Origin of the sequence: Phycicoccus duodecadis, assembly GCF_002846495.1 — a bacterium.
GTDB classification, from domain to species: Bacteria; Actinomycetota; Actinomycetes; order Actinomycetales; family Dermatophilaceae; genus Phycicoccus; species Phycicoccus duodecadis.
Window position 1 is genome coordinate 1,748,285 of sequence record NZ_PJNE01000001.1, and the last position, 11,433, is coordinate 1,759,717.

The following is an 11,433-nucleotide window of genomic DNA, read 5'->3' on the forward strand; positions in this document are numbered from 1 at the left end:
CCCGGAGGTCACCCAGCGACGCCCAGGTCGCGGAGCAGGAACTGGCGCCGCACCTTGCCGGTGGTCGATCGCGGGATCTGCTCGACCACGAGGTACTCCTTGGGTCGCCGCGCCGGCCCCAGCCGCGCCCCGGCCCACTGCCTGAGCTGCTCCTCCCGCACGTCGCCGACGACGACGGCGACGACGCGCTCACCCCACCGCTCGTCCGGACGGCCGACCACGATCACGTCGGTGAGGCCGGGACAGCCCTCGAACGCCATCTCCACCTCTCGTGGGTACACGTTGACCCCTCCGCTGAGGATGAGATCCTCGCGCCGGCCGTCGAGGTGGAGGAAGCCGTCGTCATCGAGACGTCCGATGTCGCCGACCGTGAACGAGTCACCGCGCCACGCGCTGCGCGTCTTCTCGGGGTCACGCCAGTACTCGAAACGGGCGTGGCTCGGCACGGCGCACCAGATCGTCCCGTCCGGGTCGACCGAGAGGGCGCGGCCCGGGCGGGCCCGACCCACCGAGCCCGGGTGCTGCGCCCAGTCGTGGGGAGCGCACGAGGTGAACTGCCCCTCTGTCGAGCCGTAGAACTCCCACACCGAGCCCGGAGGGAACGCCGCATGCACGCGCTCCTGCAGCGGCCGCGGGCACGGCGCGCCCGCGTAGGCCAGCAGGCGGACGTCCCCCAGGTCCGGGAGCGCCATCCCGTCATCGACCGCCGCGAAGATCCGCTGGAGGTGAGCAGGGGCGAGGAACAGTGTCGTGGGTCGCAGCCGTGCCACGCGCTCGGCCCAGGCAGTGGCCTCGAACTTCGGCAGGACCGCGATGCTGCCGCCGGCCAGGAGCGTGGACGCGGCGAAGCGCAGGGGGGCCGAGTGGTGGAGCGCCGACGAGACGAGGTGCACGTCCGACGAGACGAAGCCCCACTGCTCGCGCTCCTCGTCCACGAGGGCGCGCGCATCGTCCATCCCGAGGACACCGGTCCACACCCCCTTGCGCCGGCCCGAGGTCCCCGACGTGTAGTGCATGGGCCGGGCGAGCGGCACGGGCGCGATCTCGACGGGCGCGGCCTGGAACAACGCGTCGAGCGCGGTCGGTGTGTCGATGACGAGCGCCGCATCGGCGTCACCGAGGATCGTCGCCCGCTCCACGGGAGCGAGCGCGGGGTCGAGCATCACGGGGACGATCCCGACCCGCAGCGCACCGAGCACCGCGCTGACGAGCCGGGTGGACCCGCCGAGCAGGAAGGCGACCCGGTCCCCCGGAGCCAGGCCCCGACCACGGAGGGCGCCTGCCACGCACCGCTGCTGCGCCTCGCTGGTCGCGGCGCCGAGCAGCCCCTCCTCCGCGTTCACCGCCGCGGTCCTCGTGCCGCGGCGGCCGACGAGCGCGCCCGGACCAGGGCCATGGTGCGGGCCATCTCGTTGCCGACGATGCTCATGCCCTCGTCGACCCCCATCCCGGGCTTGGCCAGCACCTGGAGCGCGCCGCAGGCCATCGCCACGTGCGCGCAGACCTGGGCGGAACGCTCCGTCTCGTTGCACGTGCCGCCGGCGTACGCCGTCAGCCCGGCGCGACGCACGAGCAGCAGGCCCTCGATGGTGTCGGCGACGGACCCGAGGTCCGGGGTCTTGACGTGGATGACGTCGGCCGCCTCCGCGTCGACGAACGCGCGGATGTCGTCCAGCGTGTTGCACCACTCGTCCGCGGCGAGGGCGACGGCGGACCCGCGCTCTCGGAGCGCGGCCCGCAGGGCGGCCATCGCCTCGACCTGGGCCGACCGGCTGCCGGCATCCAGCGGCTGCTCGATGCGCAGTGCGAACGGCGCGGCGACCTGCTCGAGCTCGACCAGGTAGTCGGCCATCCGCTCGGTGTCGTGGTCGAACGCGGACCCGACGGTGCCGTAGACGTCGAAGTGCAGAATGGGGGCGTACGTGGGGTCGGTGCGCAGCGCCAGGATCCGGTCCCGGACCCAGCCGACGTACTCGGCGAGGATCTCGCCGTGGGCGCCGAGCTTGGTGCCCACGTGGTTGACGAGCCCGTGCGGGAGCGCACCGGCCCTCTTGAGGATCATCTTGTCCACGTTGTCGTACCGCTGGTCCCCCGACTGCACGAACATCGGGAGCTCGACGAGGTCGACGCCGGTGGCGAAGTCGTCACGGACGACCTCGGCCATCGTCACGCGGCGCGACCGCGCGGCCGCATCGAGGAGTGCCTGGCTCACGCCGTAGCGGATCGCGGTGTGCAGGCGGCGCCCCTCGACGGTCACCGACTCGAGCCGGGCGTTCAGGCCACGGAAGTCGTCGGCGTCGGCTCCCACCAGCACCGGCGCGACGTGCTGCAGCACCACCTCGGCGGCCGCGGCCGCGGCGAACGGCGCGTCCCGCCCCCCGACGCCGGAGTACTGCACCGCCGCGCAGTCGCCGTGCGCCACCTGGCCGTCCTCGAGGACCAGCAGCACCGAGAGCGCCTCGCCGGGCTGGCGGATGGCCTGGAACCCCTCCGTCACCGGGTCCCCCACGTACAGGAAGCCGTCGTGCGTGGCTCCGGCGGCGATGGCCGCGGCATCGTCGACGAAGAAGCCCGCTCGACCGGGGACCGCGAGGACCTCCGCGATCCTCATCGCGGACCCCGGAACGGCGCCTGCACGAGCTCGAGGGAGGTGAAGATGTGCTGGCGCATCGCCCGCTCGGCCCCCTCGGCGTCGCGGGACTCTAGGGCGAGGAGCAGCGCCTCGTGACTGATCATGGAACCCTCCAGGGCGGGCCGCGAGGCCCAGTAGGAACGCCAGAAGCGCACGTTGTGGAGCAGCAGCCGGTCGGCGGCGTCCTGCAGCAGGGTGTTGCGGACCATGTGGACCAGGAACTGGTGGATCGCCAGGTCGTCCCGCAGGAACCGGTCGTGGTCGAAGCCCTCGCGGGCCTGTTCCGCGTCCTGCACGAGGGCACGCAGCTGGGCGAGGTCGGCGTCCGACGCCCGGCGCGCGGCGATGTGCGCCACCCCGCACTCGATGGCCTCGCGCGCCTCGAACATGTCGAGGACGTCCTCGACCTGCAGGGCGGACACGTAGGAGCCGCGCCGGGGCTGCACGGTGACGAAGCGGTCCACCGCGAGCCGGGCCACCGCCTCGTGCACCGGCATCCGGCTCAGACCGAGCTCCTCGGCGAGCGAGATCTCGTTGACCTGGGCTCCGGGTGGCAGCCGCATGTCGAGGATCCGGTCGAGGATCTCCTGGTAGGCGACGTCACTCGCCCGTGGCCGTGCTGCTGCCATCGAACTGCCCCTCCCTCAGGTTCGGGTCGACGGAGCCCGGAGCGCGTGCTCGTAGGTCCTGAGGCTCCCTCGCTCGACCACCAGGACGTGGCCGTTGGGCAGAGTGTTCCATCCCGTGCCCCAGCCGCTCGAGCTCACCAGGACGTGGTCCTCCTGCACGCGGTACCGGAGCCGGAAGTACTCGGGCTCCTCGTCCTTCGCCTCGGCCGCCTCGTCGAACGCGCAGGCGACGATGAGGTGGTCGGGCGTGATGAGCATGCTGTTGAGGCTGGTGTAGGTGAACGACGTCATGATGTCGGTGAGGAGCTCGGCGTACGCCGTCGCCACCGACTCCGGCGTGGGCTCGACCCCATGCAGGCGCGACATCAGGGCCAGGAAGTACCGCTCGGAGTCGGTGTCGCCGCGCAGGAGCGGCTTCCACCGGTCGCTGATCAGGGCCTCCAGTGCGCTCGGGGGCGACACCGACCCGTTGTGGGCGAAGGCCACCGATCCGTCGGTGAAGGGGTGGGTGTTCTGGGGGGCGACGGGCAGGCCCAGGGTGGCCCACCGCAGGTGCAGCAGCGAGAGGTCCGTCGCCTCGGACGACGCCAGCTGGGCGAAGCGGCCGCTGGAGCGGGCGGCGGCCGGCTCGACCTCGGTGACGATCCGGTCGCCCTGCGCGCGGGCGTTGCCCCATCCGTCCGCGTGCCGCGTGGACAGCTCGGTGAACTGGATGAGCCCCTCGGGCCCCAGCATCTCGGCGAGGGTGCGGGGGGTCGCGGACGCGTAGGCGAGCAGGCGGCACATGGAGGTGGTGACCGGTCCTTTCAGAGGTAGTTGACGCTGATCCCGCCGTCGAGCACGACCACCTGGCCGGTGACCCACGAAGCGGCGTCCGAGGCCAGGAAGGTGATGAGCTCCGCGGCGTCGGTAGGGGTTCCGAACCGGCCCAGGGGAACCCGGGCCAGGCGCCGGTTGCGCGCCTCGGCGTCGGGGAAGAACTTCTCGACGTGGGCGGTCATGATCGGCCCCGGGGCGAGCGCGTTGACCCGGATCCCGTGGCGGCCGAGCTGCACCGCCATGGACGTGGTCAGGGACATGATGGCGCCCTTGCTGGCGGCGTAGGCGTCCTGGGGGGCGGTGCACCCCACCACGGCGAGGAAGGAGCTCATGTTGACCACCGAACCTCCCCCGGCCTCGATCAGGTGCGGCACGACGTGCTTGGAGCAGTAGGTCGTGCCCATGAGGTTGATGTCGCCGATGAGCCGCCAGACGTCGCTGTCGGCGTCGAGGAAGGACTCGTCCTGGTGCGGCATGATCCCCGCGTTGTTCACCAGGCCGTCCAGCCCCCCGAGCGCGTCGACGGCCGTCGCGACCGCCTCGCGCACCGAGTCCTCCGTGGCCACGTCCGCCACGATGCTCACGGCCGTCCCGCCCGCCGCGGTGACCAGCGCGGTCGTCTCGTCGGCCGACTCGCGTGAGAGGTCGACGACGGCGACGGCGGCGCCGGCCCGCGCCAGGGTGAGGCTCGTCTCGCGCCCGATCGCACCTCCGGCCCCGGTGACCAGGACCCGCCGCCCGGCCATGGAGCTCATGAGCGCGACCCCGGGAACCCGTAGAGCCTCCACGCGGTGCCGCCGAGCACCTGGTCCGCCGCGGTCATCGCCTGGTCGGTGCTGAGGTCGCCGTCGTCCACCAGCTCGGCGAGCACGCGGCCGATCGCGGTGCGGCCCTCGACCGCGCCCATCCAGTGCAGCTCGGGCACGCGCGTGCCGTCCGAGCTGTACATGAGCTTGGTGAACGGAGCCGAGCCGAGCGCGGCCCGGGTCATCGAGGTCAGCTCACCGGTGGAGAGGAAGGGGATGCCGTAGGACAGGTCGAGGTAGGCGTTCTCGTAGACCGCGGCGAGGTAGGCACCCTCGCGGAAGTACGGCCAGCATCCGTGCAGCAGCACGATCGGCACGGCGCGGTACGCCGGCTCCTCGAGCACGGCCCGCAGCTCGAGCGGGTTGGCGTGCCGGAGGTCCGCGTCGGGGTCGCCGTAGCCGACGTGGAACTGCACGGGCAGCTCCTGGGCGGCAGCCGCGGCGAGGCTGACGTGCAGGAGGCTGTCGAGGACGGGCTTGTGCCCGAGGTGGACGGCGCCGGTCTCCGTGGCCTCCCGGCGGACCGCGGCGAACGACGCCCCGACATCGCCGTCGGACCACCGCTCGATCCCCAGACCGGTGCGGTAGCCCGCGATGCTCTTGAAGCCGGCGAACCCCTGGCCTCGCAGGTCCGCCAGGCGGTGCCGGAGTGCTTCGACCACGTCGTCCCAGCGGTCGTGGGCTGCGAGCAGGTCCTGGAAGAGCAGCTCCAGCCGCAGCAGGTCCACGCGAGCGACGCCGGTGGCCGCCCGGTAGTCCTCGCGGGCCATGGCCGTCTCGGGCGGCGGGTAGCCGGTGTCGATCACGACACCGCTGATCCCCGCACCGGCGTAGATGCCCGTCGTCAGCTCGGCGGCGGATCGCCGGTCGCGCTCGGCGAGCACGGCCGCCTCGTCGGACTCGGCCGGCAGGCCCAGGTGCACGGCCAGCCGGCGCATCAGGCGGCGGTAGAACGCGGTCTCGGCCGCGTCCTCGCGCCGCATCCGGTCGTGCGGGGACTCGGTGAACCGGGCCCGCCAGGCGGAGATGCCTTCCGTGGACTGCTCGGCGTCGAGGGCGTGGCAGTGGTTGTCCACCACACCGATGGCGGAGAGGTCGAGGGGCTGGACCACGTCAGAACCTGTAGAAGTGGTTGCGGATCTCGAAGTCGAGGTCCTCGGCACCGAACGCGTCGGCCTCCGAGCGCCGCACCGCCACGTAGCAGCGGGCGAGGAGGTCGTTCATCGAGGCGAGCAGCACGTCGTCCTTCTCGAGCTCGTCGAGGGCGCCGTGCATCGTGTTCGGCAGCGGGCGAGCCCGGCAGCGCTCGAGCTCCTCCGGCGTCAGCCGCGCCGGGTCGTGCTCGGCCGGCTCGCCCGGCTGCAGGCCACGCTCGACGCCGTCGATCCCGGAGGCGATGAGAGCTCCCAGCGCGAGGTAGGGGTTGGCGCTCGCGTCCGAGGGCTTGAACTCGATGTTGTAGCTCGCCTCCTCCCGGCGGTAGAAGGGCGAGACCACCCGGAGCGCGACCTCCTTGTTGTCGAACCCCCAGGCCGTCGTGCTCGACGCCCACGCGCTGGGCTGCAGCCGCCGGTAGGAGTTGTAGCTGGGCGCGGTCAGCGCCACGAGCGCGGGCAGGTGCTCGGCGACCCCGGCGATGAAGCTCCGCCCCACGTCCGACAGGCTGCGCTCGGCCGAGGGGTCGTACAGCACGCTGCGGCCGTCCGGGCCCCACAGGCTGAAGTGGATGTGCGCGCCGCTGCCGATCTGGTCGGGGTAGGGCTTGGGGGCGAACGACGCGAGCAGCCCGTGCCGCAGGGCGACACCGCGCACGGCGTCGCGGAACTTCATCTGGTTGTCGGCCGCACCCAGCGCGTCGGTGTAGCGGATCGAGATCTCCTGCTGGCCGGCGCCGTACTCGTTGATCGCCTGCTCGGGGATGATCCCCTGGGCCGACAGGGCGTCGACCATCTCCACCATGAGCTCGGCGTTGAGGTCGTGGCCGATCGGGCTGTAGACCGGGGCGTGGTCGGTGAAGTCGAACGGGACGTAGGCGCCGTCGGCCTCGCGGGCGAGGTAGTACTCGTTCTCGAAGCTGGCCATCACGGTGATGCCGTGGCCGGCGGCCCGCTCGATCATCGCCTTGAGGTAGGAGCGGGGGCAGGCGCCCCAGTCGGTGCGGTCGTGGTCGAGCTGGTCGCACAGGATGCTGGCGCTCCCCGGCACCCAGGGGAGCACGCTGAACGTCGTGGGGTCGGGGACGAGGCGGATCTCGCCCACCGGCTCCATGCCCTCGATGTCGATGACCTGCTCGAGCATGTTGATCGACATCTGGGCGCGGGTCAGGCTCACGCCCTCGACGAGCTTGTGCTCGAGCTGGTCGACGTGGATGGCCTTGGTACGAGCCACCCCACTGACGTCGCAGTACTCGAAGCGCACGAGGCGCACGCCGGCCTGATGCGCGGCGGCGATGATCTCGCGGTGGTCCATGGGTCTCCTCCCGGCTGAGCCCTGAGGGCTACAGCATCACGTCTCCGCCGTTGGGGCCGAGGGTCTGTCCGACGTAGTACGAACCGTCGTCGGAGGCCAGCAGCACTGCGGTCGGAGTCACCTCGGACACCTCACCGAAGCGCCCGATGGGCAGCTCGGCCAGCTTGCCGCTGCGCCACTCCTCCGTCTCGCTGTCGAGCAAGGGGGTCTTGATGGGCCCGGGCGCGATCGCGTTGACGAGCACGCCCCTGGTCGAGACCTCACGGGCCAGGGCCTTGGTGAAGCCGATGACGCCGGCCTTGCTGGCGCTGTAGTGAGCCACGTCCGCGCCGCCGATCTGCCCGAGCTGGGAGGCGATGTTGATGATCCGCCCCCACCGGCGCTCGAGCATCTGCGGCAGCAGGAAGCGGGTGCACAGGAACGTGCCCCGCAGGTTCACGCCCAGCACGCGGTCCCAGTCCTCGACCGGCATCTGCTCGACCCGCGACTCGGTGAAGATCCCCGCGTTGTTGACGAGGATGTCGACCTGGCCGAAGCGCGACAGGGCCGCGTCGGCCATCCGCTGCACGGCCCCGGCGTCCGCGACGTCGGTCTGCACGTAGAGCGCCCGCTGCCCGTGGCGGCGCACGGCCTCGAGCACCGGCTCCGCGACGGCCTCGGGGGACGCCTCGGCGACGACGATGTCGGCGCCCTCCTCCGCGAAGGCCACGGCGATGCCGGCGCCGATACCCGAGGCGGCCCCGGTCACCACCGCGACCCGGCCCGCGAGCCGTCCGCGGCCGCTCATGCCGCGGCACCTCCGTCCCACAGCGCGGTGATCCGGTCCGAGGTGACGACGTCGAAGCGGTGCTGCATGAGCAGGAGCGCCGCCTCGTGCTGCGCCTTGTCGTCACTCGCGACGCAGTCCGTCGGGATGACCACGTAGTAGTTGGCGAACATGGCGTCGCGCGCCGTCGAGTCCACACAGCCCTCGGTGGTGCAGCCGCCCATGATCACCGTCTCGATGCCGTTGCTGCGCAGGAGGAGGTCGAGGTTGGTGCCCCAGAACCCGCTGGAGCGGAACTTCTGCACCACGACCTCACCCGGCTCGGGGCCGACGTCCTCCACGAACTCGTACCCTCGGGTGCCGGGCACGGTGTAGCGCAGAGGAGGGCCTCCGTCGCGCGCCGACTCGTGCATCCGCAGGTTGAACCGGATCTGCGCCGGGGAGTCGCTCCCACCGTCGGGCAGCGAGGTGTTGCGCAGGTGCAGGACGCGGACCCCGGCCCTCCTGGCGGCCCCGAGCAGGGCCGCCAGCCGAGGCCGCATCTGCGCGTACATGTCCAGGTCGATGCCGAGCGACCCGAAGAGGCCGTCCGGCTCGACGAAGTCACGCTGCATGTCCACCACGACCACCGCAGCGCGGGCCGGGTCCACCAGCTCGTGGAGCTCGGTGAGGACCGTCTTGCCGCCGACCTCGATCACGCCCGACCACTGTCGTCGTGCGGGTGCACCCGGTCGAGCTCGTCGACCGTGGGCTCCTGCAGGGAGCTGGCCCGGGCCCCGAGGAGCGCTTCCGGCTGCTCGTCCAGCGGCACGTCGTCCTCCGCCAGGAAGGAACCGAGGGCGGCGATCTTGTCGGGGCTCACGGCGCGGTACCTGAGGAACAACGCCAGGCCGAGGACGACCCAGATGATGACGATCGGGAGGACGAGGTTGTACGGGTAGGACTGACCTGGCTGGGCCACCGCGTACAGCGGGTAGGCGAGGGCGACGACGCCGAGGGCCGGCAGCACGACGTGCTTCAGCACCGAGCGCTCGGCGTCCTTCCAGAAGTACCGGATGAGCGCGATGTTGCTGGCGAGGTAGACGACGACGATCGCCACGGTGCCGATCGCGCCGGTGAAGCCGTACGCACCCGTCGGGCCCGGGCCGAGCCACGCGCCCACGCCGAGGCCGATGACGACGGTGAACACCGTCTGCACGACGATCGCCGTCAGGGGTGAGTGCCACGTGGGGTGCACCGACCCGAGGGACCGGGGCAGCACCTGGTCACGCCCCATGGAGAACATCACGCGCACGGTGGTGTTGACGATGGCCAGGAAGCAGCTGAAGAGCCCCGCGATCGCGGCGAGCTGCACCGGCTGGCTGAGCCACGGCGTCACCCGGTCGCTGAGGGTCACGAACGGGTTCGGGTCCTGCAGGAACGCCGCGAGCTTGGATGGGCTGTTGAGACCGTAGCCCGCCGCCAGCGCGTACATCTCGAAGACGTAGAAGACCCCGACGGCGCCCAGCGCGCCCATCACCGCACGCGGCACGTTGCGGCGGGGGTCGCGCGTCTCCTCACCCAGGGTCGCAGCGGCGTCGAAGCCGATGAACGACAGGATGCCGAAGACGACACCCAGCCCCACGCCCGAGACACCCGTCGGCGACGACGACGGCGAGAAGAAGACCGCCGAGTTGCCCGGGCCGGCCTTCGCGATCGCGACCAGGCCCAGGACCAGGAAGATCACGACCTCGATGCCGAGCAGCAGCAGGTCGACGCGCACCGAGGCCTTGATGCTGCGCGCGGAGAGGCCGAAGACCAGGACCATCCCCATGAGCGAGAAGATCCACCACGGGACGTCGGTGTTGAAGGTGCCGGCGACGTAGTCGTGCACGAACGCGCCGAACGCCGTGAAGAGCCCGGGCGCCAGTACCGCGTAGCCGATCCAGAACAGCCACCCGGTGAAGAAGCCGGCCGCCGGGCCGAGCCCCCGCGAGTTGAAGGTGTAGAAGGACCCCGCCGAGGGCAGCCGCCGCGCGAACTGCACGACGGTGTTGCCCACGAAGGCGCAGGCGATGAACGCGATGAGGAACGACAGGGGGATGGCCGAGCCCGCCACGGGGGCGGCGGCCGGGGCGTTCAGTACGACCGCGAGCACCGGCGCCATCGCCGCCGCGGCCAGTGCGATGCCGTTGGGGACGCTGAGCACGCCCTTCTGGAGCCGCCTCGGCGTTCCGTTGTCCTGACTCATGTGTGCCTCACAGGGTCGGTGGTCCATCCTGACGACCTCAGGAATGCGGGTAGTATGTCAGTCGCATGCACAGACGGCAAGAGGTCGGCCGGACCCGTCCAAGAGCGCGGACGTCGCGTCGTCACGGTGACGGCGCGGGACCTCCCCCCTGTCGCGGATGCATCCACGACGTGCGCCATCTTCCGCGTCATGCGGGTGACTGCGCGGAGGTGCAGTCCCGGCCCGGAGCGGGGGCATCGGCGGCCGGGTACGAGTAAGCCCCTGTCAGCGTCTCCGCCGGCCGGGAGCCGTCGCCCGTCTCCACCGCATCCTGGGGCCAGGTCCGGGGGCCCACGCTGGGACGGCCCCGACCAGGGGGTGGCCGTGCGCGACGCGGTGGCACCCCCCTCACCCGGCCAAGCCGTCGCCGAACATTGCGCTGGTGCCGCGGATGGTGCACGTGGCCGGTTGCGCCGTCGGACGGTTCTAGCCGTAGTGGTACCGGCAGGCGGCGATCCGGATCTCGTGGTCCGCGAGCTTGTACACGAGGCGGTGCTCATCAGTGATGCGCCGGGACCAGTAGCCGGCGGAGTCGTGCTTGAGCGCCTCCGGCTTCCCGATGCCGTCGGTGCCGTTGCGCTGGATGTCGTTCAGCAGCAGGTTGATCCGCTTGACGACTCTGCGGTCCTGGGCTTGCCACCACAGGTAGTCCTGCCAGGCGTTCTCGTCCCAGACGAGGAGCACGTCAGTCGGCGTCCATCATGTCGTGTGGCTCGCCGCGCCCGACCGGGCGCAATGCTCACATCTGGGCACGGCGGCGCCCACCACCGTCGCCGAGTCCTCTTCGGATGGTGTCCAGCACGTCAGAGCGACAAGCTGCACGCGCCCCGGTCGCTTCGTACCACGAGGCCGGGCACGAGTACGCCCCCGACAGCGTCTCCGCTGGCCGGGGGCCGTCGTCTGTCTCAACACAGAGCGCGCCCGAAGGGATTCGAACCCCTAACCTTCTGATCCGTAGTCAGATGCTCTATCCGTTGAGCTACGGGCGCCCGTCACGCGCGAAGCGCAACGACTGAGCAGACTACCGGAGCGTCCGCCCGCCC

Annotated in this window: 11 protein-coding genes and 1 tRNA gene; all 12 read right to left on the reverse strand. The window is 71.5% G+C overall.

From position 1 onward, the window contains the following. Positions 1 to 8: 8 nt before the first annotated feature. Positions 9 to 1,343, reverse strand: a complete 1,335-nt coding sequence (locus tag ATL31_RS08125; protein WP_211283989.1) for a class I adenylate-forming enzyme family protein — start codon at positions 1,341 to 1,343, stop codon at positions 9 to 11. After that, positions 1,340 to 2,611 (reverse strand): methylaspartate ammonia-lyase, encoded by a 1,272-nt coding sequence (locus ATL31_RS08130; protein ID WP_101395324.1) that lies wholly within the window; start codon positions 2,609 to 2,611, stop codon positions 1,340 to 1,342. Before ATL31_RS08130 ends, ATL31_RS08125 begins: the two co-directional genes overlap by 4 nt. After that, positions 2,608 to 3,261, reverse strand: a complete 654-nt coding sequence (locus ATL31_RS08135; protein WP_101395325.1) for a GntR family transcriptional regulator — start codon at positions 3,259 to 3,261, stop codon at positions 2,608 to 2,610. The genes ATL31_RS08130 and ATL31_RS08135 overlap by 4 nt, the downstream gene beginning before the upstream one ends. A 15-nt stretch (positions 3,262 to 3,276) precedes the next feature. Beyond that, positions 3,277 to 4,047 carry a class II glutamine amidotransferase gene (locus ATL31_RS08140; protein ID WP_101395326.1) on the reverse strand — a complete coding sequence of 257 codons (771 nt, stop codon included), beginning with the start codon at positions 4,045 to 4,047 and terminating at the stop codon, positions 3,277 to 3,279. A gap of 20 nt (positions 4,048 to 4,067) precedes the next feature. After that, positions 4,068 to 4,835 carry an SDR family NAD(P)-dependent oxidoreductase gene (locus ATL31_RS08145; protein ID WP_101395327.1) on the reverse strand — a complete coding sequence of 256 codons (768 nt, stop codon included), beginning with the start codon at positions 4,833 to 4,835 and terminating at the stop codon, positions 4,068 to 4,070. Next, a complete protein-coding gene (locus ATL31_RS08150) occupies positions 4,832 to 5,998 on the reverse strand; it encodes an amidohydrolase family protein (RefSeq protein WP_101395328.1) in 1,167 nt (388 codons plus the stop codon). The genes ATL31_RS08145 and ATL31_RS08150 overlap by 4 nt, the downstream gene beginning before the upstream one ends. Position 5,999: 1 nt before the next feature. Then, positions 6,000 to 7,355 carry a glutamine synthetase family protein gene (locus tag ATL31_RS08155; RefSeq protein WP_101395329.1) on the reverse strand — a complete coding sequence of 452 codons (1,356 nt, stop codon included), beginning with the start codon at positions 7,353 to 7,355 and terminating at the stop codon, positions 6,000 to 6,002. 28 nt (positions 7,356 to 7,383) lie between these two features. Beyond that, positions 7,384 to 8,142, reverse strand: a complete 759-nt coding sequence (locus ATL31_RS08160) for an SDR family NAD(P)-dependent oxidoreductase (RefSeq protein ID WP_101395330.1) — start codon at positions 8,140 to 8,142, stop codon at positions 7,384 to 7,386. Beyond that, positions 8,139 to 8,819, reverse strand: a complete 681-nt coding sequence (locus ATL31_RS08165) for a cysteine hydrolase family protein (RefSeq protein WP_101395331.1) — start codon at positions 8,817 to 8,819, stop codon at positions 8,139 to 8,141. The genes ATL31_RS08160 and ATL31_RS08165 overlap by 4 nt, the downstream gene beginning before the upstream one ends. After that, a complete protein-coding gene (locus ATL31_RS08170; RefSeq protein ID WP_158239814.1) occupies positions 8,816 to 10,351 on the reverse strand; it encodes an APC family permease in 1,536 nt (511 codons plus the stop codon). Before ATL31_RS08170 ends, ATL31_RS08165 begins: the two co-directional genes overlap by 4 nt. Positions 10,352 to 10,816: 465 nt before the next feature. After that, a complete protein-coding gene (locus ATL31_RS08175) occupies positions 10,817 to 11,074 on the reverse strand; it encodes a Txe/YoeB family addiction module toxin (RefSeq protein ID WP_101395333.1) in 258 nt (85 codons plus the stop codon). Between the two features lie 232 nt (positions 11,075 to 11,306). Beyond that, positions 11,307 to 11,379 (reverse strand) — tRNA-Arg (locus ATL31_RS08180). Positions 11,380 to 11,433: the final 54 nt, after the last annotated feature.

Coding starts and splice junctions, on each gene's coding strand:
- ATL31_RS08145 (WP_101395327.1), bottom strand. CDS start 4,835: ATGAGCTCCATGGCCGGGCGGCGGGTCCTGGTCACCGGGGCCGGAGGT.
- ATL31_RS08170 (WP_158239814.1), bottom strand. CDS start 10,351: ATGAGTCAGGACAACGGAACGCCGAGGCGGCTCCAGAAGGGCGTGCTC.
- ATL31_RS08160 (WP_101395330.1), bottom strand. CDS start 8,142: ATGAGCGGCCGCGGACGGCTCGCGGGCCGGGTCGCGGTGGTGACCGGG.
- ATL31_RS08155 (WP_101395329.1), bottom strand. CDS start 7,355: ATGGACCACCGCGAGATCATCGCCGCCGCGCATCAGGCCGGCGTGCGC.
- ATL31_RS08130 (WP_101395324.1), bottom strand. CDS start 2,611: ATGAGGATCGCGGAGGTCCTCGCGGTCCCCGGTCGAGCGGGCTTCTTC.
- ATL31_RS08135 (WP_101395325.1), bottom strand. CDS start 3,261: ATGGCAGCAGCACGGCCACGGGCGAGTGACGTCGCCTACCAGGAGATC.
- ATL31_RS08140 (WP_101395326.1), bottom strand. CDS start 4,047: ATGTGCCGCCTGCTCGCCTACGCGTCCGCGACCCCCCGCACCCTCGCC.